The organism is Cytobacillus oceanisediminis 2691, assembly GCF_000294775.2.
GTDB classification, from domain to species: domain Bacteria; phylum Bacillota; class Bacilli; order Bacillales; family Cytobacillaceae; genus Cytobacillus; species Cytobacillus pseudoceanisediminis.
Genome location: NZ_CP015506.1, coordinates 4,966,124 through 4,989,370, shown reverse-complemented (window position 1 = coordinate 4,989,370; position 23,247 = coordinate 4,966,124). Strand labels below are relative to the sequence as shown.

The 23,247-nt window shown below is 34.3% G+C and carries 18 protein-coding genes; 17 read left to right on the top strand and 1 reads right to left on the bottom strand.

Annotation, left to right across the window (positions count from 1 at the left end; genetic code table 11):
• The first annotated feature begins 39 nt into the window (after positions 1–39).
• The 12 genes from A361_RS24980 (at position 40) to A361_RS24925 (ending at position 14,206) form a co-directional block, all read left to right on the top strand.
• On the top strand, positions 40–1,998 hold the full coding sequence (locus A361_RS24980; RefSeq protein ID WP_019380767.1) for a cell wall-binding repeat-containing protein: 1,959 nt from the start codon (positions 40–42) through the stop codon (positions 1,996–1,998).
• Between the two features lie 329 nt (positions 1,999–2,327).
• Complete coding sequence (locus tag A361_RS24975; protein WP_019380768.1) at positions 2,328–3,194, top strand: glycosyltransferase; 867 nt, start codon at positions 2,328–2,330, stop codon at positions 3,192–3,194.
• 23 nt (positions 3,195–3,217) lie between these two features.
• Positions 3,218–4,285: a glycosyltransferase family 4 protein gene (locus A361_RS24970; protein ID WP_019380769.1), complete on the top strand. Its 1,068-nt coding sequence runs from the start codon at positions 3,218–3,220 to the stop codon at positions 4,283–4,285.
• Positions 4,286–4,287: 2 nt separating this feature from the next.
• Positions 4,288–4,959, top strand: coding sequence for an acyltransferase (locus A361_RS24965; RefSeq protein ID WP_019380770.1), 672 nt, complete (start codon positions 4,288–4,290; stop codon positions 4,957–4,959).
• 27 nt (positions 4,960–4,986) lie between these two features.
• Positions 4,987–6,462: a polysaccharide biosynthesis C-terminal domain-containing protein gene (locus A361_RS24960; RefSeq protein ID WP_019380771.1), complete on the top strand. Its 1,476-nt coding sequence runs from the start codon at positions 4,987–4,989 to the stop codon at positions 6,460–6,462.
• Positions 6,463–6,512: 50 nt separating this feature from the next.
• Positions 6,513–7,322 carry a glycosyltransferase gene (locus A361_RS24955; RefSeq protein ID WP_162272020.1) on the top strand — a complete coding sequence of 270 codons (810 nt, stop codon included), beginning with the start codon at positions 6,513–6,515 and terminating at the stop codon, positions 7,320–7,322.
• Complete coding sequence (locus A361_RS24950) at positions 7,319–8,428, top strand: glycosyltransferase family 4 protein (RefSeq protein WP_019380773.1); 1,110 nt, start codon at positions 7,319–7,321, stop codon at positions 8,426–8,428. Before A361_RS24955 ends, A361_RS24950 begins: the two co-directional genes overlap by 4 nt.
• Positions 8,425–9,663, top strand: a complete 1,239-nt coding sequence (locus A361_RS24945) for an O-antigen ligase family protein (protein WP_019380774.1) — start codon at positions 8,425–8,427, stop codon at positions 9,661–9,663. The genes A361_RS24950 and A361_RS24945 overlap by 4 nt, the downstream gene beginning before the upstream one ends.
• A 36-nt stretch (positions 9,664–9,699) precedes the next feature.
• Positions 9,700–10,800 (top strand): glycosyltransferase, encoded by a 1,101-nt coding sequence (locus tag A361_RS24940; RefSeq protein ID WP_019380775.1) that lies wholly within the window; start codon positions 9,700–9,702, stop codon positions 10,798–10,800.
• 30 nt (positions 10,801–10,830) lie between these two features.
• On the top strand, positions 10,831–11,838 hold the full coding sequence (locus A361_RS24935) for an NAD-dependent epimerase (RefSeq protein WP_019380776.1): 1,008 nt from the start codon (positions 10,831–10,833) through the stop codon (positions 11,836–11,838).
• Between the two features lie 120 nt (positions 11,839–11,958).
• Positions 11,959–12,846, top strand: coding sequence for a UTP--glucose-1-phosphate uridylyltransferase GalU (galU, locus tag A361_RS24930; RefSeq protein WP_019380777.1), 888 nt, complete (start codon positions 11,959–11,961; stop codon positions 12,844–12,846).
• 31 nt (positions 12,847–12,877) lie between these two features.
• Positions 12,878–14,206 carry a UDP-glucose dehydrogenase family protein gene (locus A361_RS24925; RefSeq protein WP_019380778.1) on the top strand — a complete coding sequence of 443 codons (1,329 nt, stop codon included), beginning with the start codon at positions 12,878–12,880 and terminating at the stop codon, positions 14,204–14,206.
• Positions 14,207–14,332: 126 nt separating this feature from the next.
• On the opposite strand, the gene A361_RS24920 is transcribed toward A361_RS24925, so the two are convergent.
• Positions 14,333–15,271 (bottom strand): LytR family transcriptional regulator, encoded by a 939-nt coding sequence (locus A361_RS24920; protein ID WP_019380779.1) that lies wholly within the window; start codon positions 15,269–15,271, stop codon positions 14,333–14,335.
• A 155-nt stretch (positions 15,272–15,426) separates the two neighbouring features.
• On the opposite strand from A361_RS24920, the gene A361_RS24915 reads away from it, so the two are divergent.
• The 5 genes from A361_RS24915 to A361_RS24895 all read left to right on the top strand — a co-directional run bounded on the left by A361_RS24915 (position 15,427) and on the right by A361_RS24895 (position 23,140).
• On the top strand, positions 15,427–15,834 hold the full coding sequence (locus A361_RS24915; protein ID WP_019380780.1) for a hypothetical protein: 408 nt from the start codon (positions 15,427–15,429) through the stop codon (positions 15,832–15,834).
• Positions 15,835–15,930: 96 nt separating this feature from the next.
• On the top strand, positions 15,931–16,848 hold the full coding sequence (locus A361_RS24910) for an NAD-dependent epimerase/dehydratase family protein (RefSeq protein ID WP_019380781.1): 918 nt from the start codon (positions 15,931–15,933) through the stop codon (positions 16,846–16,848).
• Positions 16,849–16,978: 130 nt separating this feature from the next.
• Positions 16,979–18,688, top strand: a complete 1,710-nt coding sequence (locus tag A361_RS24905; RefSeq protein ID WP_019380782.1) for a cell wall-binding repeat-containing protein — start codon at positions 16,979–16,981, stop codon at positions 18,686–18,688.
• A 250-nt stretch (positions 18,689–18,938) separates the two neighbouring features.
• Positions 18,939–21,164, top strand: a complete 2,226-nt coding sequence (locus A361_RS24900) for a cell wall-binding repeat-containing protein (protein ID WP_019380783.1) — start codon at positions 18,939–18,941, stop codon at positions 21,162–21,164.
• Positions 21,165–21,415: 251 nt separating this feature from the next.
• Positions 21,416–23,140 carry a cell wall-binding repeat-containing protein gene (locus tag A361_RS24895; RefSeq protein WP_019380784.1) on the top strand — a complete coding sequence of 575 codons (1,725 nt, stop codon included), beginning with the start codon at positions 21,416–21,418 and terminating at the stop codon, positions 23,138–23,140.
• Positions 23,141–23,247 lie beyond the last annotated feature (107 nt).

The following is a 23,247-nucleotide window of genomic DNA, read 5'->3' as shown; positions in this document are numbered from 1 at the left end:
CTTAATTCTTATAAGGGGCTGAAAATCATAAAAAACCTAATGACTTTTATTTTCTTAATTACTATTTTATTCTTTCCATCCCCAAATCCGGTTGCGGGCATAGAAGAACCGCAAACGAAAGAAGTTATTGTTTTGTTTGATAATAGAGTAGACATAAAGGCCGTTCATAAATTTGATGGTTTAATTTTAGAAGAGTATGCTAATCTGCCATTAATAAAGGCAAAGCTTCCATCATCTGCAATTAATGAATTGAAAGCAGTTCCCTCAGTTAAAAGTGTTGAATTTGAAGAAACTGTTAAAGTTGTTGGCCAGATGCAGGGATGGGGAATAAAATCAATAAAGGCTACCCAGTCATGGTCACTGGATTCAACGGGAAAAGGAGTAAAAGTAGCAATCCTTGATACAGGAATCTCAGTTCATGAAGATTTGACTATTGCGGGAGGGCGCTCATTTGTAGAATATACTGACTCTTTTCATGATGATAATGGGCATGGAACTCATGTAGCCGGTATTATAGGTGCAGCCGATAATAATAAAGGCATTGTTGGAGTTGCACCGGATTCCCGATTATATGCCGTTAAAGTATTAGATAAGACCGGGAGCGGATTTGTATCAAATATTATAAAGGGGATCGATTGGGCAATTACAAATAAAATGGATATTATCAACCTTAGCCTTGTTTCTGCAGGAAGTTCGACAGCATTAAAAGCTGCAATCGATAAAGCTGCTAATGCAGGGATATTCGTTGTTGCAGCTGGTGGAAATGATGGCAGGAAGGAAGGCACAGGGGATACAGTTTCTTATCCAGCGAAATATCCAACGGTCATAGGGGTTGCGGCAGTGGATGAACTTAATAATCGAGGGGAGTTCTCTGCTACAGGGAATGGAATTGAGCTTTCTGCACCTGGGGTAAATATAACAAGCACCATACCTAATAATGAATATGCATCTTATGATGGAACCTCGATGGCGGCTGCTTTTGTTTCGGGTAAATTGGCTTTATTAAAAGAGTTATTTCCATTTGCTTCTAATTCATGGATTAGAAATAAGATAAAGGAAAACACTAGGGATCTTGGTGAAAAAGGAAAGGATCCACTTTATGGCTACGGGTTGGTTCAGCCAATCCTAAATGCAGAAAGAATAGGCGGAAAAGATCGGTTTGAAGTCGCGATAAATGTATCGAAGAAAGGCTGGAAAACGACCGAAACTGTTTTTGTAACAAATTATCTGGCATTTGCTGATGCTTTATCAGCTTCCCCGCTAGCATATAAATACAATGCACCTATACTATTAACCAATTCCGAAAAGCTGCATACCGGGACTAAATCGGAAATAAAAAGGCTGCAAGCTAAAGAAGTAATCATCATCGGAGGAAAAGGAAGTATAAGTGATAAGGTCTTTTCTGAACTGAAAATGATGGGAGTCAAAATAATCAGAATAGGCGGTCAGGATCGTTTTGAAGTGGCTGCAAATATCGCTGAGAAAATGGGTGCGTATAAAAACGCCATTTTAACAAATGGTTTAAACTTTCCTGATGCATTAGCTATTGCTCCATTTGCCGCTGCTAATGGATATCCGATTCTTCTTACTCGATCTGATGTAATACCTGAAGTTACTAAAAATGAGCTTTTCGGTAATCACGTTGAAAAGACCATTGTTGTTGGAGGGAAAGCCAGCGTCCAGCCGAAGGTTTTTACCAAGCTGGTATCACCTGAACGGATAGGCGGAAAAGATCGCTATGAAGTAGCTGCCAATATTATGAATAAATACTTCCCTAATCAAGACCACTTATACATTGCAACCGGGAGTACTTTTGCAGATGCTTTAACAGGATCAATTGCCATTGCAAACAGTAATTCTACTATTCTCTTAACGAGGAAAAATGAGTTACCTGAACTAGCTGCAATGTCAATAGCAGGGGATAAGGTTAAAAGATACTCAATCCTTGGAGGGGAAGGGTCTGTAGGGAAAGGTGTATTTCAATATTTAGTTAAGTAGAGTAAAAAGTCGCTTAGATATCTGACTAAGCGATTTTTTACTTTAAATAGTTTTTGATAATTATTTACAAATTTTGTATTTGCAATTCAGCTCATAATGATTAAAAATAGACAAAGAGTAAATAGGTCGTTTTTCATAAAAATGAATTAGTTTTTTAACATTATCATTACAATAATTACTTGAAAGTTACAAATAAGGGCGCTATTTTTACGTTGATTAAGTTTATTTTAGAAAAATCACCTTTAAAAGGTTCATATTTATGTTATAATTATTAAGATTTTTGTAAGAATTTGTCGGAACTATATAAAAAAGTAAGTTGGTGATATTCTTTGAGTGGAAAGTTAACAGTCATAATGTCCACTTATAACGCTGGAGAGTTTTTAAATGAAGCTCTTGGAAGCATATCAAAGCAAACATTTGAAGATTTCACTGTAAAAATAATAGATGATAATTCTACTGATGATACCGTGTCTATTATTAATGAGTGGAGTGAAAAGGATTCCCGAATCGAATTAGTTAAGGTAAATAAAGAAAATTGTGGTTTAACGAGAAACCTTAATTATCTTATAAATCTATCAGAATCAAAATTTATTGCCAGAATGGACTCGGATGATATTGCATTGCCTGAACGTTTTGAAAAGCAATTTCAATTTCTAGAAAAAAACCCAGAGATATCTGTATTAGGTACTTGGGCGTTCAATGTGAATGAACAGGGGAAGATTCTAAATAAAAGATATGTACCTATTGATATAAATGGTATAAAAAAAATGATAGGGAAAGCAAACCCTATTATCCATCCTACTGCAATGATGAGAACGGAGCAAATAAAAAGTGTAGGCGGCTATAATGAAAATTTTAGAGTTGCACAGGATTACGAGCTGTGGTTCAGGTGCTTGTCTAAGGGGCTTCTATTAGCAAATCTCCCAGAGTTTCTATTTAAGTATAGAGTAATAGAAGGACATGTTAGTAAACGCAAAATGAGCCACCGCATCTTGGATGCTAAAATAAGATGGAGGGGAACAGGTTTGCTAATGTTCCCGCTGCAAAGCCGTGTTTTATATACTGCAATACCGATCGTTTTGGGTTTAATGCCTGATTTTTTGAAAAAGATTGCTTTGAGATTTAGTAAACATCTGGATCCCCGCCAACGTTTAGGGATCAAAGAAGAAAATGTTTCAAGGAGCAGGGGTTTATAAAATTTATAAAAGAGGTGCAATATATGGATATATTTAATTTGCTGCCATTTCTCATATCTCTCATTACGGCATTTCTGGTTACCCCTTTTATAATAAAACTTGCTTTTAAAATTGGTGCAACTGATAGACCAAATCAAAGAAAAGTTCACCAAAAGATTATGCCGCGGCTTGGAGGACTGGCCATTTTTATTGGCTGTATAACAGGTTACTTTTCAAGCGGGCTCTATAAGTCTGACTTGACTGCCATAATACTGGGTGCCTGCATAATCATCATTATAGGTGTACTAGATGATAGATTTGAATTATCTGCAAAAATTAAATTTATCGGACAGCTTGCAGTTGCTGGCATCATTGCCTACTCAGGCTTGCTAATAGACTTTATTAACATACCAGGCTATGGAACAGTGGACTTTGGTATCTGGGCGTATCCAATAACAATTTTTTGGATTGTCGCTATTACAAATGCTATTAATTTAATAGATGGTTTGGATGGTTTGGCTAATGGCATATCAATAATAGCGATTCTATCAATAGCAATACTTGCTGCAATAAATGGAAATGCACTTATCCTTTCCTTGTCATTGGTTATACTTGGAAGTTGTATTGGATTTTTATATTTTAATTTCCACCCTGCTAAAATCTTTATGGGGGATACAGGTGCTTTATTTTTAGGATATTGCATAGCCATCTTATCATTATTGGGAATGTACAAAAGCGTGGCCTTATTCAGTTTTATCGTACCGGTTATTATTCTGGGAGTTCCTGTGTTTGATACCACTTTTGCTATTATTCGGCGACTGGTCAATAAAATGCCGATCTCAGCTCCTGATAAAGGACATTTGCATCACCGGCTACTTTCACTAGGGTTATCTCATAGAAACACTGTATTATCTATATATGGTATTAGTATTCTATTTGGTTTGGTAGCTATAATCTTTTCAAGAACAACATTATGGGGTTCATTAATAATATTATTTATTCTAATGGTTGTTTTAGAGATTATTGCAGAACTAATTGGTTTAGTGAACCATAAGTACAAGCCTTTTTTATCTATTTATAAAAAGGTAGTAGGTCGAATAAATTTATTCTAACAATGTTGGCTGTCAAGAAGGCAGCTCTTTTTATTGGGACAATAAAAAGAAATTCTGGAGAGGTAGAAATGAAATATATTCGTAAAATTTTATTATCAGGAACTTTATTTTTTAATAAATGGTTTTTCATATTTCTAAATTTTAGAAACTCTACAAGAATATCAAGGTCTGTGAAAATGAAAAACATTAATAATATTGAACTTGGTGAGAAAAGCCGAATTAGAGATAGGGTTTATTTGTATTCATACCGTGATGGGAAAATAATTTTAGGAAAAAACGTTACTATAGAAGACTATGTTATATTGGAAGCTCTTAATAAAAGTATTGAAATTGGTGATAATTCTACAGTTAATCAATTCTCTATTTTTCGATCATGGGGAGATATAAAAATTGGCAACGGCGTAAGAATAGGACCCCACGTTCAAATTATGGCAATGAACCATATTTTTACTAATTCAGATAAATATATATATCAGCAAGGGATAGAAGGAAGCGGTATTGAAATAGGAAACAATGTATGGATAGGTGGCAATGTTACTATCCTGGATGGAGTTAAAATTGGTGATAACTGTGTAATTGGAGCCGGTAGTATCGTAGTAAAAAATATTGAAGAAAATTCATTGGCTGTGGGTAATCCAGCAAAAATAATTAAGAAGCTGAACTTTTATATCTGAAACAATTTTTATATAAGGAGCAAAGAAATGTTTAGCAGACTAATGTCTAATCCTTTACTGAATAAGGTAGGAGTATACTTTTTTGGTAACGTTCTTGTTGCCGTAATAACTTTCTTTCTTGTTCCAATATATTCAAAAGCGCTTTCTACTGCTGAATTCGGTAAAATTGCATTGCTTACAATTTTTATACAAATAGGGTCAATTATTATTAAACTTGGGTTGGAAACTTCCTTTACGGCAAAGTTTTTTAAAAGTAATGAAAGTAAAAGAACAAGCATCTTGTATACAATTTTTATTATATACTTATTCTTTATAACATTTTTATTAGCCGTTGTAGCATTAACTGACGTTTATTGGATAAATGTAGTTGTTGGAATAGATATGCAGAAAGTTAGTATTTTTAAATTATTGGGGATAATCTCTTTTGCTGTTTTTGCAGAATTTATCATTAACTTACTAAGATTAGAGCAAAAGGCATTAATATATGTAACATTCAGCGTAAGCCTAACCATATCAAAAGTTTTATTGATAATATACTATATTGTTGTTCTTAATCAGGGATATACCGGTTTCCTAGATGCTTACTTTTACTCATACTTAATCTTTTTTATCATTTCTATTATATATTCTTTAAAAAACTACTATATAAGTGATTTTAAGTTTGAAAAGGAAGTAGCATTTAACCTGGTGAAAATAGGAATTCCAATGGTGCCAGGTATGATTTTTTCCCTAGTATTAACTTCTGGAGACCAATATATTTTAAAGTACTTTGGAATGATGTCTGCAGTTGGTATATATGCTATGGGCTATAAATTTGCAGATGCATTTTCAAAATTTGTCATTGTTCCCTACAGGTATGCTGTTATCCCTATTGTTATGAAGAAAGGGAACGACAGTGATACTGAATTTAAGGGTTTTCTAAAAAGAGTTATTGAGAACTTTATTTCGATTGTATTTCTTTTAGTATTATTCTTATATTCGTTCTTTTATCAGATCTATAACTTAATAATTGACCCGAAATTTAGTGAAGGATTTAATATCATTTGGATAATTATCCTTTCTTTAATAATATGGGGAATAGCGAATATGCTTGGAAGTACAATTATTCTTAAAGAGCAAACACATAAAACGCTATATTTAATAATGACAGCTGCCATTTTAAACATCGGACTAAATTTACTTTTCATACCCAAATACGAAATATATGGTGCTGCATATGCTACATTAATTAGCTATACAATAGTCTCTATACTATATTATGTTGTTAGTCAAAGGTTAATAAAAGTCTCTTATAATTTTAATAGAATTGGAGTAGTAATAACTATTTTTGGAATTGCATTTATTCTTCAAAATTTAATTGATAAAATGCCTCTTTCTCCAATAGTATTAATATTAATTAAAGTTATTGTTTTTATCTTGTCAGCTTTGTTTTTTATTAAATTAAACCTCTTGGATTTAAATGTATTAAGGAATAAGAGCACAAAAGAGGTTGAGGATTTGTAACATCCTGATAGGGAGATGTGATTAAAATGTCACTGAAGATTTCAGTTATAATGTCAGTGTACAATAATGAAGATTACCTTATAGAATCTATAGAAAGTATTTTAAATCAAACATACAAAAACTTTGAGTTTATTATTACAAATGATTGTTCTAATGATAATTCATTAAACATAATAAAATCTTATGCTGAAATAGATGAAAGAATTATATTAATAGATAATCCGCAAAATTTTGGATTAACTAAATCTTTAAATAATATGATTAGAAAAGCAACAGGTGATTTAATTGCACGTATGGACGGGGATGATATTGCTTTTCCTAATAGGTTTGCAGATCAGATAACAGTGTTTAAAGAGTGTGAAAAGGTTGACTTTGTTTTTTCAGATACAATATTAATTGATTATAAAGGAAATGAAATATGCCAATCATGGAGACCGGAGGGGATTAAAGACATAATTAAAGTAATGAATTATGTAAATTATATTCCCCATCCAACAGTCATGGTAAAGAAAAAAATCTTTGATGATGTAAGTTACTATAATGATAAATATAAAACTGGCCAGGATCATGAATTATGGACAAAATTTATAAAAAGCAAGGTGGAATTTTACTATTTAAAAAAACCGTTGTTATTTTATAGAATTAATCCAAAAAGTGTTAGAGTAAATTCAGGTGAAAATAAATATTTTAAGCTTGCTAACATTTGCATATTTAATAAGAGCAAGGTTAAGGCTTTAAATTATTTTAAATACCTTAATACCAAACAAAGGGTTTTGTTGTTATTTAAAATGAGTATTCCATTTAAATTTTTGTATTATAAAGGCTTAATGCAGAAAAAGAGAAGAAGGGTGGCATCATGACAAAGGTTCTGTTGTTTTCCCATGAGTTTCCTCCAAAAGTTGGTGGTGCTGGGATGGTAGCTTATGATATAGCTAATTCATTAACTAAAAAAAACATTCAAGTAACTGCTGTAACTAATAATTATAAAAATAGTAAAGCTATCATTAACAGTGGTTTTAGACATTTAGAAGTAAAAATATTGCCGAAAATGGGCCCTTATTTTTATTGGAAAAAACTCAAAGAAATGAATATGGGGGACTATGACAAAATCATTATTAACGACATTGGTGCTGCATTAACAGCCAGCTTATTTTTCCCTGTTTCCATACAAAAAAAAAGTATTATTTATCTACATGGGAGCGAACCTGAAAAAATATTTAAATCACCTTCAGTCTTCTTTAGGATATTAAAATTTAAAAAGCGCTATATCAAACTTTTAAACAATGCACACTCGATTGTTGCTGTAAGTGAGTATATGAAAAATAAAATGTACCCTTTTTTAAAAGATTCCTCTGCATCAAAAAAAGTAAAGGTTATATATAATGGTATTAATTTGGATGAGTACGAGTTTCTAAAGACTGATATCCGAAATAAGTACAATATTGGAATGAATAAAAAAATTATTCTATCAGCTGGTAGAGTTGTAGTTGGTAAAGGTTATAAAGAGATGTACGAAATATTCAGGGATCTGCTAAAACAAGGTTTTGACTACCATTGGATACTTGTTGGTGATGGAGATTATTTAAGAGAGCTTAAAAGGTTATCCTTAGGTGATAATATTAATACATCAATGACCTTTGTGGGTAAACTGGAAAGAAGAGAGTTAAATTATTTTTATTCTGCTGCAAACATTTTTTGGTCATTATCTAACTATGAAGAATCTTTAGGTTTAGTTTATATCGAATCTATTGCTAGTGGTACTCCTGTTATAGCTAGAAAAAAAGGCGGTGCACTGGAAGTTATCACAGAAAAGACGGGTTATTTAATTGAAAATAATGATGAATGTTTAAAGTTGCTGAAAACTGTACAATTTAAAAAATTATCGCTTAATACAGTAAATGAGGCCTTGGAAAAATTCAATTTGGAAAATAATATTAATGAATTAATAGGACTGATAAAAACATGAACCAAATATCTGATTCAATAATTAAATCCATAATAAGCAAAGACTTAATTACCAGTCTAATCATCTATTTACTTATACCTTCTTTTCTTATTGGTGGAGGATATGGGTTATATAAATTCATATATTTGTTTCCAATAATAATATTATTAATTATATTGCATGCTTATCTAACCCGTCGTGTATTTAAAATAGAAACTCCCATTATTACTAAAGAAAATATCTTTTTTTATATACTTTGTCTTTTAAGTATAGTTAGTCTTGTAAAAGCACATGGTATGGAAAGTTATACTGAGGTAGTTCATATTATAATCGGATTGCTGATAATCATTATATTTAATCAGTTTTTGACTTCTGAGAATATTCTTTTAAAGATAATTCCACCAATCAAGGTTGTCATACTTATTCTCTCGATCCATGGAATAATAGATTTTTTTATACCAGGTACAAAAGTTACTGCGACTTTTTCGAATGAAAATAACTTGGCAGCTTCCTTGCTCATCCTGGCACCCTTTTTATTTTCAGAAATAATTAGCCGGAAATATATCAAAATAAACACTATATTATTATTTTTAATTCTTGTTACGATATCCCTTGCAGAAGCCAGACTAGGACAATTAACTTTCTTCTTACAATTTGTTTTATTTATATTTTTATATTTGATTCAAAGTCGAATTAAATGGAAAAAACAAATTCTTGTAGGTATTATTTCTATAATTCTAATACTTTCACCTATTGTTTTGTATCAAATATCTAAGGAATCTTCGGGTGAAACATTAATTGAACAGCTTAATCGGCAAGGCTCCTCAATCAATATAAGGATCCATATGTTTAATGAAGGCCTTAGAATATTCCAAGAAAGTAATTACTTGGGAGTTGGAGCAGGAAATATTATTATATCAGATGTTTGGAAACCAGATATTGAAAAAAAACAAAGTCTTCATTTTTTCTTGCTTACGCTATTAGTAGGATATGGATTCATACCGGCTTTGTTATATATATATATGCATATAGTGTTATTTAAAGACTATTTCCTACTACAAAAGAAAGGTCTAGATTCTGAAGGGAAAAGGTTTTTTACAAACTCACTTATAATATTCCTATTTTCAATAATTGTTTTATCTGTTTTGGTTTCAACTTTTATTGACTTTAGGCCATTTTATTTCGCTTTTGGTTTTTATTTTGTAGCTATAAAAATTTACTTGAAGAGGAAAGAAAGTGGTTCGATCCAGGTTTAAAAAGGAAATCTGTTCTAGGATTAAGGAGCAATAACTATGAAAAAAATATGTTATGTTGTATCAACTCTAAAAAAAAGTGGTCCAACAAATCAGTTATATAATATTATTAATAACCTTCCTAAGGATATATTTGAACCTATGGTTATAACTTTATCATCTGAACCAGAGGAAACTGATATCCAAAAGTTTAAAGACGCCAAAATTCCTGTAATTTCACTGGGGTTATCGAGGTTGGGGGGGGTTATAAAAGGTTCACGCTCATTGCTTAAGTTAGTTAAAGAGTATCAACCTGATGTGGTTCATACACAAGGAATTAGAAGTGATACACTATCATCAAGATACTTAAAAGGCTACAAAAGAGTTGCAACATTAAGAAACTATCCATATGAAGATTACCCAATGACGTACGGCAAATTTTTAGGTCAATTGATGGCCTGGCAGCACATTAAGGCCCTCAAACAAATTGATAATCCAGTTGCATGTTCTAATACAATATACAAGTTACTAAAAAAACACGGTTTAGAACTTAAGGTTGTACAAAATGGAGTAGATACAAATAAATTTTCAAGTGTGTCAGAAATAGAAAAAACGGATCTTAGAGAAAAACTAGGATTACCAAAAAATAAAAGAATTTTTATTTCGGTAGGCCATTTAAGTGCACGTAAAGATCCCATAACTGTAATAGAGGGATTTCAAAAAAGTAATTTTTTTAAGAATAGTATATTACTCTTTCTAGGTGAAGGAACATTAATTGATGAATGTAGAGAGAGAATTAAAAATACAACCAATATCCAACTATTGGGACGTAAAAGAAATGTAGATGAATATTTAAAAAGTGCTGACTATTTTGTTTCAGCATCTCTATCTGAAGGGCTCCCAAACTCAGTACTTGAGGCTCTTGCAAGCGGTATTCCAGTTTGTTTATCAGACATTGATCAACATCAAGAAATTCTTGACTATAATCAAAATGCTGGCGAGATATTTACCACTGGTGATAGCGATGAACTAGGAAATAAATTAGATTTATTAGTACATGGTGACTATGAAAGATCTGTAAATTCAGCTCTTGAAATAATTAGGGAACAATTAAGTGCGATTAAAATGTCGGAAAAATATCAAAAAATCTATAATCTATAAAAATTTAAGAAAAGTGAGGATTATACTTATATGACTATACTCGTAACAGGTGCAGCAGGGTTTGTCGGATTTCATCTAACAAATAGACTCCTAAAAGAGGGCTTTAATGTTATAGGAATAGATAACATCAATGACTATTATGATACAAAGTTAAAGCAAGATCGTCTTGCCATACTTGAAGACTATTCTAATTTTACTTTTTATGAAACAGATTTAGCAGATCGATATAAAATAGAGAATTTATTTCAAAACAATAAGTTTGAGGTAGTTATTAACCTTGCGGCCCAGGCAGGGGTAAGATATAGCCTGGAAAATCCAAATGCTTATATAGATTCAAATTTAGTAGGTTTTACTAACATATTAGAGGGTTGCCGTAACAGCAAGGTAAAGCATTTATTGTATGCCTCTTCAAGCTCAGTTTATGGCGCTAATGTAAAGATGCCTTTCTCAGTTCATGATAATGTGGACCACCCTGTCAGCCTTTATGCTGCGACGAAGAAAGCAAATGAGTTAATGGCACACACATATAGCCATTTGTATGGAATTCCAACAACAGGCTTGCGCTTCTTTACAGTATATGGGCCGTGGGGAAGACCAGATATGGCTTATTTTTCTTTCACACAGAAAATATTAAATGAAGAGCCTATCAAAGTCTTTAATCATGGAAAGATGAAGAGAGACTTTACATTTATTGATGATATTGTTGAAGGTATTGTGAGATTAATTGATAAGGCTCCCCAGCCGAATAAAGATTGGGATAGAAAAAATCCTGATCCAGGTACTAGTTATGCACCTTATCAAATTTTCAATATCGGAAATAATAAACCAGTAGAGTTAATGGAATTCATTAACACCTTAGAAGAATTATTAGGCAAAAAGGCAAATATGGAGTTCCTTCCAATGCAGGCTGGTGATGTTGAAGCGACTTATGCGGATATTGAAGATCTTCAAATGAAAGTGGGATACGCCCCTTCGACAACATTAAAAGATGGCCTTGCTGAGTTTGTAAAATGGTATAGGACCTATTATACAAATTAGCAGTGACTTTTATTGTAAACTCTACTATAATTGATATGTGATTTTGTAATTTTTTGTCTGAATATCATATTATTATAGTATATAAGTCATGAATTTTATAGTTTGGGAGGAACCACGTAGATGAAAGTAAGAAAGGCAATTATTCCCGCTGCAGGTCTTGGGACTCGTTTTTTGCCAGCCACAAAAGCTCAGCCAAAGGAAATGCTTCCGATTGTAGATAAACCAACGATCCAATATATTGTAGAAGAAGCGGTTGAAGCTGGAATTGAAGATATTATTATTGTAAGCGGACGTGGAAAAAGGGCAATAGAAGACCATTTCGATAAATCATATGAGTTGGAAGAAACCCTTGCAAAGAAGGAAAAGTGGGTACAGCTGGAGGAAGTGCAGACAATCTCTAACATGGTTAATATCCACTATATCCGGCAAAAGGAACCTAAGGGGCTGGGGCATGCCATTTATTGTGCAAGCCGGTTTATTGGGAATGAGCCATTCGCAGTTCTCCTCGGTGATGATATTGTTCAAGCTAAAAAGCCTTGCTTGAAACAACTTATTGAGGTTTATGATCGTTATCACTCATCTGTGGTAGGTGTGCAGCAGGTTGATCAGGAAGATGTATCAAAATACGGAATTATTGCACCAAAAGGTTTTGAGCTTGATGAATCTATTATTCCTATTGACACTTTAGTGGAAAAGCCAAAACGAGAAGAAGCACCTTCAAATTTTGCGATTATGGGAAGATATATCTTACGTCCTGAAATATTTGATATTCTTGCTTCGCTACCTCCTGGAGCTGGCGGAGAGATTCAGTTAACAGATGCTATTAATATTCTAAATGAGAACCAAGCAGTATTAGCATATGATTTTGAAGGTATACGCTATGATGTGGGTGATAAGTTTGGATTTATCAAAGCAACTGTAGATTTTGCGTTAAATAGAGATGATCTCCGTCATGATGTAGTCGACTATCTTAAAAAGGTTTTGGAGAAAGAGCTGATTAATCAATAACATCGATAAGTTAAATAAAGGATTGAATAAAATGAAAATTGCAGTAGTTGGAACGGGCTACGTTGGCTTAGTGACTGGTGTTGCTTTATCAGAAATAGGCCACTACGTAACGTGTATTGATATAGATGAGAAAAAAGTTGCAAATATGCGCGCAGGTAAATCACCTATTTATGAACCTGGCTTAGAAGAGTTAATGCAAAAAAACATACATGAAAATAGGCTCTTCTTTACAACAGATTATAAAGAAGGATTTCAGGATGCAGATGCTGTTTATATCGCTGTTGGCACACCTCAAAAAGCAGATGGCTCAGCAGATCTAATCTATGTAGACGCTGTAGCAAACAGTATTGCTGAGCATGCCCAAAAGGATCTTGTTGTTGTAACGAAAAGTACGGTTCCAGTAGGTACCAATCATTATATAAAGCAAGTAATTGATAATAACCTAAAACTAGATATTAAGATAAATATTGTCTCAAATCCAGAGTTTCTCCGTGAAGGTTCAGCGGTATATGATACTTTCAATGGTGACCGGATTGTTATAGGTGCAGATAGTGAGCAGGCAGCAAATTTAATTGAGGAAGTAAATAAACCTTTTGGCATTCCGGTATTTAAAACGGATGTGCGCAGTGCAGAAATGATTAAGTATGCCTCAAATGCCTTTCTGGCAACAAAAATCAGCTTTATTAATGAAATCGCTAATATTTGCGAAAAGGTTGGAGCGGATGTTATTGATGTAGCTAGAGGAATGGGGCAGGATAGCAGGATTGGAAGCCAGTTTCTTAATGCGGGGATTGGCTATGGAGGCTCTTGCTTTCCTAAAGATACACATGCATTAGTTCAAATAGCTCAAAATGTTAACCACGACTTTGAACTTCTGCAGTCAGTGATTAATGTGAATAATAACCAGCAGCAGCTTTTAGTTAGTAAAGCGATTCAACGATTCGGGAACTTGGGTGGCAAAAGAGTCGCATTATTAGGATTGGCTTTCAAGCCTAATACAGATGATATGCGTGAAGCGCCATCTATAATAGTATCAGACCTGTTGGTGAAGGCTGGAGCAGCAGTTATTGCCTATGACCCAATTGCCGCTGATAATGCAAAGAATATTTTAAACTCTAGTGTGCAATATGCAGATAGCCTTAATGAAGCTTTAGCTGATGCTGATATTGCATTCATCATGACGGATTGGGAAGAAATCGTGGAACTTAAACCATCAAACTACTCTCAGTTAATGAAAAATCCTGTTGTTTTTGACGGCAGGAATGTATATGATCTAGAGCAAGTGAGAAGTTCAGATATAGAATACCATTCTATTGGCAGGGCATCTATTTTAAATAGTAAGGCTTATGTATTAAATTAATTTATAATTACAGTAATTTCGGCCCTTCTTCTAAGAAGTGGCCTTTTTCCATTTATGAAAGAAATAAAAATAGCAGACCCGGGACTAGTGAGCCTGCTGTTTTAGATTTAACAATTAATCTATTTCTTATAACCCTAAATGCTCTTTAAGTTCATTTTGAATACGTATTTCTTCTTCATTCGGTACACTATAATAATAAATACCTCCAATTTTTGTGCCGCTGCCTTCAAGCTTTAATTGCTCTATATTTTTGCTTGCGCTTCTATATTTACTTTGTACGGTAACCATTTCATCAAATGTGAGGTTTGTTTTTACATTATTACCTAATGCACCGAAAATATTGCTATAGTTCGTTAGAGAATTTAAACTTGCGCCTTCTTTAATTACACCCTTGATAATTTGTTTCTGTCGATCTTGACGGCCGAAATCGCCATTTGGGTCCTCTTTTCTCATTCTAGAGTAGGCCAAAGCTTCACTTCCGCTTAAAGTAATTTCTCCTTTTGGAAAGTTATTTCCATCTTGAGAGAAACTAAAGTTGTTTTGTACTGTAACTCCACCGACTGAGTCAACGATATCCTTAAAGCCTTCCATGTTTACTTGTAAATAGTAGTCTATTGGAATATCCAGAAAGTTTTCGACTGTATCCATTGACATCTTCACGCCACCAAAAGCATAAGCGTGGTTTATTTTATCTTCTGTTCCTCTACCTATAATCTCTGTTCTTGTATCACGGGGAATGCTAAGCATTTTAACTGAATTTTTCTCAGCATTGACAGTCATAACAATCATAGTGTCGGAACGGCCTGTGTCTCCCTTCCGCTGATCAACGCCCAGTAATAGTACGGAAAATGGTTGAGCCTCTTTTAGTGATATGTTTTCTTGTCTTTTCTCCGATTTTTCTCTTTCGATAGGTTCATGCATCGTTTCAACTGCGTCTGTTAGTGAGTTATATACTGAAAAAACATATGCACCCAGTGCAATAAACAAAATACCAAACGCAGCAATAAGGATTTTAACCCATTTTTTCTTTTTTTTATTTGTTCCTTTTTCTATTCTTGACCCCATCTGTGCAGCCTCCTAAGCTATTTAAACAATACTAATAGAATATCAAAAATTTGTAAAAAAAAGAATTGAATTTATTAAAATAAATACCTATTTTCGACAAATAGTGAGCAATACATCTTATAATGTAATTATCTTAATTGCAAAGAGGGAATACTTTGAAGGAATTTATATTGTTATTAACAGAAGTGGTTAATGCTTTGCACGATTTAATTGGAAGTTCAACTAAGACTGTAGGCTTGGAATTGACAGATAAAGATTTACATTTGTGGGTCTTTGGAATTGTTGGTTTATGCTCCTTTTTATTCGTACATTTTATTTTTAGAATGCTGGCTAAATATAGTGTTACTTCAATTTCATTTATATACACTTTTACCCTCATGGTCATTTTAGTTTTTGCTATAGAAATTCAGCAAAAAATTACCGGAAGAGGGAAAATGGAGTTCGATGACGCAGTTGTTAGTTTGTGGGGATTCCTATTGTTTTTTGCAGGTTTTTTAGTACTGAAAGGTATTGGAAAAGGCGTACGAAAGTTTTTGAAAGGCAGAAACGTGAAGTCTCAATAAAAAATAGAGATACTAACATTAAGGGCTGTCGATTGGCAATTGAAATGACAATTCTATATAATGTGTGTATGGACAGAGAATAAGAAGGTGGAATAAATGGAAAAAGTCTTAGTGACAGGCGGCTGCGGTTTTATCGGATCTCATATAGTTGATTTGCTGATTGAACAGGGATATGAAGTAGTTGTCGTAGATAATCTTAGAACTGGAAATGTAAATAATATTGATTTAAACAAGGTAACATTTTATGAAGTCTCTATATTAGATGATAAGCTTAGTGATATATTTAAAAAACATAAACCTCAATATATTATTCATCAGGCTGCACAGGTAAGCGTTTCAGAATCTGTGCTGGACATGAAAGAGGATGAAGAAATTAATATTCGTGGCTCCCTAAATGTAATTGAAAATGCTGTGAAGTATAACACTCAAAAGGTCATATTTGCATCCAGTGCTGCTGTATATGGAACCCCCAATTATTTGCCTGTTGATATAAAACATAGCATAGAACCTCTGGCGCCATACGGTGTTTCAAAGTATTCGGTTGAACGGTATCTTAGAATGTCTGAAAAACTGCATGGCTTAAAATACACGATTTTAAGATATGCCAATGTTTACGGTCCAAGACAGGATGCCAAGGGCGAAGGCGGGGTAGTAGCAATTTTTTCTGATAAAATCTCAAATAAAGAAATGCTTACTATTGACGGAGATGGAACCCAGACAAGAGACTTCGTATATGTTACAGATGTTGCCCAGGCGAATGTCCAGGCATTAAAGTATGGGGATAACCAAATCTTGAATGTGTCTAGACAAGAAAAAGTGAGTATAAATGAACTTTATTCCATTATGTCAGAATTATCATCTTATAAAGTTGAACCTAACTTCGGTCCTGAAAGGAAGGGCGACATTAAACATAGTATTTTATCAAATAAAGAAACAATTGATGTGTTGGATTGGCAGCCTCAGGTAGACCTGCGAACCGGACTTGAAAACACATTAAAGAGTATGCAAAATTAATTTAAAAGCGTTGCCCAGATGTGTGGGTAACGCTTTTTTTCTGGAAATTTGTCAACCGAAGTGTGGTATTATGCTATAATTGGCAAATAAATGATTCTTTAGAACTAAAATACATAACAGGGAGAATATTATGAAGAAGTATGTATCAGTTATTACCTTTGTATTCATCTTAATTTTATCTTTTAACACTTTAAGTGCGTCAGCTGAAGTTAATACAAAAAGGTTAGGAGGTAAAGACCGCTTTGAGGTGGCCGTAAATGTCTCTCAAACAGGGTGGCCAAATGGGACAAAAACTATCTTCTTGGCAAACTATGAAGCTTTTGCAGATGCTTTGGCAGCATCACCGCTGGCATATAAGGAAGATTCACCTATATTGCTGACAGCTTCAAATAAATTAAATAGTCTAACAAGAAATGAGATTATTAGACTTGGGGCCGACAAGGTCATTCTAATTGGCGGTGCTGGGAGTATTTCGAATGACGTTGTTAAAGAACTAAGGGTGTTGGGAATTACCAATATAGAAAGAATTGGTGGTAAAGACCGTTTTGAGGTAACCTATAAAATAGCGACAAGATTAGGTGAAGCTGATACTGCTGTTATCGCAAACGGACTTAATTTCCCGGATGCTCTTTCCATTGCTCCTTATGCAGCCAAAAAAGGATATCCGATCCTTTTGACGAAAAATACTGAACTGCATCCCATAATGAAGAATGTTATTAAGGAATTAAATATATCATCAACTATTATCTCAGGTGGAGAGGCTAGTGTCGGGCCAAAAGTGTCAGAGTTACTGCCTAATGTTAAAAGACTTGCCGGAAAAGATAGATATGAAGTATCTGCAAATATTTTAAGACAGTTAAATCCAAATGCAGGTAAAGCCTTTATAGCTACAGGGATGACATTTGCAGATGCACTTACTGGTTCTGTTCTGGCGGCAAAGGAAAATTCTCCAATGCTTTTAGCTAGTCCTGCATATACTCCATCATCTGTTAAGGAAGTAATTTCAAATAAGAATATTAAAGATTTTACAATTTTGGGTGGCCCGGCGTCAGTTCCAAATGATAGATTCCTAATATTGACTGGACAAGCCCTTGAACCTATAAAAAATCCATTAGAGGGAAAAGTAATTGTTTTGGACCCTGGTCATGGCGGTAAAGACCCTGGTGCAGTGAAAAATGGAAAAAGGGAAGTTGACTTGAATAACTCATTTACTTTGAAAGTTTCAAGGTATCTTAAAGATATGGGGGCAAAGGTAGTCTACACACGAGACCCTAATAGAGATGTTTATGTGGATTTAGCTTCTAGAGCCAAGATAGCTAATAATGCAAAGGCGGATTTATTTATTAGCATTCATCATGATTCTAATCTCTCTACTCAGCCAAAGGGTTTAAGTCTTCATTATAGTACCTATCGACCTGCTATTGAAGTAAAAGATGTATATGTTTTATCAGGCGGAAAAAGATATCCATTTATAAGAGAGGATACCAGCCGGAAAGTGTTTTTGGTGAAAAACGGATCATCAACAAAGGAACTAAGCTATAATGGGCCAAACATCGCTTATGACCCAACCCCTTCAGCTGCAGCAGTAAAAAGCAAATCATTTGCGGAGGACCTTGCTGCATCCCTGGTATATCCCGGAATAGAAATTAGTAAAATCTATTCATCAACTGGTGTTAAAGATCATAATTTATTTGTAACAAGATGGACTGCTATGCCATCCGTTTTGGTTGAACTAGGGTTTATTTCAAATCCGAATGAAGTTAAGCTTCTAGCTGATAGTGTTGTACAGGAAAAAAGAGCTGAGGCGATGGCGGATACTATAAAAGAGTTTTTGAAATAAAGAGAAAAGGGGTCATTTCATTTTTATATGAAATGACCCCTTTTCGACTTAAATAAGACAAAAATGACGATTAAATGACAAATATTGCATTAAACCATTTACTCCTTTTACACATTTTGATAGATTTAGAGTATCGTAACAAAATAGTAATAAGGAGGATGATAATTTATATTTAAGTTCCTATATAGTCAAATATTTACACTTACTGCCTACTTACTCCTATAAGGAATAAAAATTTGGAGGATAAAAAGTGAAAAAGTTATTATATAGTATTTGCAGCATTATTTTAGTTATTGCTTTATTTAATTTCAGTAGTGCTGAGAATGCTTCAGCAGCAACCACTATTGAAAGACTTGGCGGAAGTGACCGTTTCGAAGTTGCTGTGAATGTTTCAAAGAGTGAATGGTCCACTTCGAATACAGTTGTTATTACAAATTATGCCGCTTTTGCTGATGCATTAACGGCAACGCCACTTGCATATAAGAATAATGCTCCTATCCTTTTAACCCATCAGGATCGATTAACTTCTGCGACTAGAGATGAAATTAAAAGGCTGAAGGCTGTTAAAGCAATCATTATTGGAGGAACAGGAAGCGTTTCTAAAGCGGTGGAGACAGACTTGAAAAATGCGGGAATCACCACGATAAAAAGATATGGTGGAAGTGACCGCTTTGAGGTATCCAGGAACATTTCAAAAGAATTTACCAGCTCCGATAAAGTTATCGTTGCATATGGCCTAAACTTCCCGGATGCGTTGGCAATTGCTCCTTATGCTGCTGAAGAAGGCTACCCAATTTTACTTTCTAGATTAACTGAGATCCCTGAAATTATTAAACCAGCAATTTACAATGATACTGTAAAACAAGCAGTGATTATTGGGGGGCCTGGAAGCGTCGGTGATTCAGTATATAAAGAACTGCAAAGCAAGGGAAAAAATCCTCTTCGGATCGGGGGAAAAGACAGATTTGAGGTGGCCGCTAACATTGCGAAAAGATATTATTCTACAAATAAGGCATACATAGCAACTGGTTTTACATTTGCTGATGCCCTTACGGGTTCAGTCCTTGCTGCTAAGAATAAAGCTCCTATTCTGCTTGCGCACCCGGATCGCTCGGTTCCTGTTATCCAAAATGTTATCTTTGAGAAATCAATGTTCAATCTTACCATCCTGGGCGGGCCTGCTTCAGTGCCAGATAAAACTGTTACATCTTTAATAAGTTATAGAAAAGCAGTTGTAAATAATGACGGTTCATTGAATATAAGCAGTACAAACTATAGCAGTATGGATGCAGTCCCTCTAAAAAATAACAGTGAAGTTGCTGTTTTTGGAGATCAAGTAGTCAAAATGCAAAGTGGAATGGTTTATGCGTCTCCATCACTTGGAAATTCGGTAGTAGAGGTTTATAATTCTGCTGGGGGTAAAATCACATATGTAGCTCCTCAAACAGAAATGAAATATATCTCAGCTGATGACCGCAGAGTTAAAGTGCGGGTAGCAGATATTGATGGATATGTACTCCAATCAGAAGTTTCCATGCTTCCATGGAATGCAGTTAAAAATAGAAGCTATTATTATGTTAGCAATGGAAATTTGATTCATAATGTAAGGGGAGTCAATACAGTAATTGGTAAATCACCTGGTTTTATGAGCTCAGGTATTAATTATTACAGCTGGGATGGCTATCTGTTTTATCTTTCAAATGGGCAGGCGGTCGGTACTCATAAGCAATACTTCCAACACCTTCCCATTAGGAGCAAAACATCTTATACGGCTGACCAGCTCTTAAGATTTATAAATAATAACACCGATATCGAAGCTTGGGAAAAACGGTATAACAGACAGAGTCCGCTAAGAGACAAGGCCCTGATTGATTCCATGATTAAGGCGCAAAATGATTATAATATAAATGCATTGTTCATTCTAGCAGCTGCTATCCATGAAAGTGCCTGGGGTGTAAGTGATATAGCTACTGCGAAAAAGAATCTATATGGTATTAAAGCATATGATTCAAACCCTGAAAGTGCAGCAGAAGGTTTTAGCAGTTTCACAGCAAGTGTAATTGCATTCGCTGATGAATATATGTCAAGAGGCTATACAAACCCTGCTTCATGGAAATATAATGGCGGGGTTGCCGGCCATAAAGGGATTGGAGTTAACACTTGGTATGCCTCTGACCCAAATTGGGGATCAAGAGTGGCAGGTCATATGTATAAAATTGACAAATTCCTGGGTGGCGCGGATTACAATAAAGAAAATTTATATGTAACTACAGAAGCCTTTAATGTTAGGAATGCAGCAACAACTTCAGGTTCTACTGTTTTATACAAATACCCTAAGGCAAATATACCAGTAGTTGTTTTAGGCCAAGTAACGGGCCAATCTGTAAGCGGAAGTACTGTATGGTATAAAATCATTTCTGAAAAAGATGGAAAGATCGGATATGTTCACTCTAGTGGAGTAAAAAAATTAAATTAGTATAGAAACCGAAACCTTTGGGGGTTTCGGTTTTTTTTATTCCTGAAAATAGAAAAAATTGGAATTTGTAATATTTGTAATAAAATATAGTAAAATTGTGCTAATATAGCATTAGTGTAAAAATAACTAATTTATGGGATAGTTAGGTAATTAGGAGGTTGTGCAGCTGTTCATTGATTAATTCAGTTTTGATAGACAAAATTTTTTTTGAAGTCAATAAGGGTCAATCTTGACAGGGAGATGTAACAAAATTGAAAAGAAGATATTTTTATAGTTTTATTGCATTATTTCTTATTAGTTTATTATTTCATACGAATGTAGTCTTGGCAGACAGCTTTCCAGAAAGACTTGGGGGAGAAGACCGTTTCGAGGTAGCGGTAAATGTATCAAGAAAATGGGATCGTGCAAACACGGTTTTACTTGCTAACTATAACGCTTTTGCGGATGCCTTGTCAGCAGGGCCGCTTGCATATAAATATGATGCTCCTATTTTATTAACACATGCAACTAAACTCACAGAAGCTACCAAAATAGAAATAAAGAGATTAGTTCCTAAAAAAGTCGTGGTTGTTGGGGGAGAAGCCAGTGTATCGGATTCTGTCCTTAATCAAATTCGTTTATTAGGTATTAAAAATGTTGAGAGAATTTCCGGTAAGGATCGATTTGAGGTATCCGCCAATGTAGCAAAAATAATAAATAACTGGCAAAGTGTTATTATTGCAGATGGATTAAATTATCCAGATGCACTATCGATCTCCTCTTATGCAGCCATAAATCAAGTGCCGATTCTTCTAACTAGGCCCAAGTCACTGCCTGTACAAACAGCTGATTTAATAAAAAAGCAAAAGGTAAGCAAGTCTTTAATTATAGGCGGAGAAGCCAGTGTAAGTAAACTGGTAGAAAGAGCGCTGCCAAAGCCAGATAGAATAGGCGGAAGAAATAGATTTGAGGTTGCCGCGAATGTTTATAGAGAAAAAATGCCTACAGACTCGATTTATTTAGCAACGGGAATGTCATTTGCCGATGCTTTAACTGGTTCGGTTTCTGCAGCAAAAGAGAAGGCGTCCATCGTATTAACGAGAAGTGATTTTGTGCCTTCCGAGTCTCTTGATGTTTTTGAAAACAATATTGTTAATAATCTGGTTGTACTTGGAGGCCGAGCTTCGGTAAGTGACAATGCCATTTCAGATATCCACTTTCATAAAAAGTCATCTGCTCCTATTATTTATCTCGTGCCACATGCTGATGACGAGGTGCTTACCTTTGGCATTGATATATTGAATCAATTAAATAAAAACCGAAATGTATATTTAGGTATTTTTTCAAAAGGTTCCGATTCTGTTGCTAGAGAGATTGTAAATGGTCATTATGATGAAGAATCGAGAGCAAAATATATGAATAATGCCCCAATTTGGTGCTGGTGGCATGGTGTTTATCATGATCCGGGCAAAGAAGGGTTTTTGCATGGTTACATTTCATTGAAAGAGTTTGGAGATATCCGTTTAAATGATTATTTTATTGCAGCGAATACTTTAGGTGTAAAAGAAGACCACACTCTTGATAATACACTTGAGGATGGAACCTTTAATAAAGAAAATATTAAAAATGAAATACGGAATTACCTATCTAAGTTCCCTGATGCCGAATTTAGGTCCATGTCATGGCATGATGGGCATCCGCCACATGCTCTTATAGGCCAAGCTTTAAAAGAACTGGAGGAAACCGGTGAGATTCATCCTTTGAAAACCACCTATTTTATCTCGGTATATACAGACAGATTCTCTGGAAAGACAATATCACTTCCAATTCGAAAGCTTCAATTGGAGGATGCTAATCTCCAAACAAATCTTAATGCTGCCGTGAATATATACGGAAATTACAACCCTAAAAAGGGTCTTTACGCAACAGGGTACCATTCTGTAAAAACACAGTTTGATAGGCTTTTAAAAGATTCTTATGTAAGAATTCATTATTAGCATAGTCTTAGATATTGTGAGACGATAATACTAATTTATTTTTTTTTGGAATTTTTATAGAATCCTGTCGAATATTTCCGATAAAATAATAGAGAGAATAATTAGGG

What these genes read in the sequence shown, in the direction of transcription:
- A361_RS24980 (WP_019380767.1), top strand. Translation starts at nt 40, where the DNA reads ATGACTTTTATTTTCTTAATTACTATTTTATTCTTTCCATCCCCAAAT.
- A361_RS24970 (WP_019380769.1), top strand. Translation starts at nt 3,218, where the DNA reads ATGGATATATTTAATTTGCTGCCATTTCTCATATCTCTCATTACGGCA.
- A361_RS24965 (WP_019380770.1), top strand. Translation starts at nt 4,288, where the DNA reads ATGTTGGCTGTCAAGAAGGCAGCTCTTTTTATTGGGACAATAAAAAGA.
- A361_RS24960 (WP_019380771.1), top strand. Translation starts at nt 4,987, where the DNA reads ATGTTTAGCAGACTAATGTCTAATCCTTTACTGAATAAGGTAGGAGTA.
- A361_RS24955 (WP_162272020.1), top strand. Translation starts at nt 6,513, where the DNA reads ATGTCAGTGTACAATAATGAAGATTACCTTATAGAATCTATAGAAAGT.
- A361_RS24950 (WP_019380773.1), top strand. Translation starts at nt 7,319, where the DNA reads ATGACAAAGGTTCTGTTGTTTTCCCATGAGTTTCCTCCAAAAGTTGGT.
- A361_RS24945 (WP_019380774.1), top strand. Translation starts at nt 8,425, where the DNA reads ATGAACCAAATATCTGATTCAATAATTAAATCCATAATAAGCAAAGAC.
- A361_RS24940 (WP_019380775.1), top strand. Translation starts at nt 9,700, where the DNA reads ATGAAAAAAATATGTTATGTTGTATCAACTCTAAAAAAAAGTGGTCCA.
- A361_RS24935 (WP_019380776.1), top strand. Translation starts at nt 10,831, where the DNA reads ATGACTATACTCGTAACAGGTGCAGCAGGGTTTGTCGGATTTCATCTA.
- galU (WP_019380777.1), top strand. Translation starts at nt 11,959, where the DNA reads ATGAAAGTAAGAAAGGCAATTATTCCCGCTGCAGGTCTTGGGACTCGT.
- A361_RS24925 (WP_019380778.1), top strand. Translation starts at nt 12,878, where the DNA reads ATGAAAATTGCAGTAGTTGGAACGGGCTACGTTGGCTTAGTGACTGGT.
- A361_RS24920 (WP_019380779.1), bottom strand. Translation starts at nt 15,271, where the DNA reads ATGGGGTCAAGAATAGAAAAAGGAACAAATAAAAAAAAGAAAAAATGG.
- A361_RS24910 (WP_019380781.1), top strand. Translation starts at nt 15,931, where the DNA reads ATGGAAAAAGTCTTAGTGACAGGCGGCTGCGGTTTTATCGGATCTCAT.
- A361_RS24905 (WP_019380782.1), top strand. Translation starts at nt 16,979, where the DNA reads ATGAAGAAGTATGTATCAGTTATTACCTTTGTATTCATCTTAATTTTA.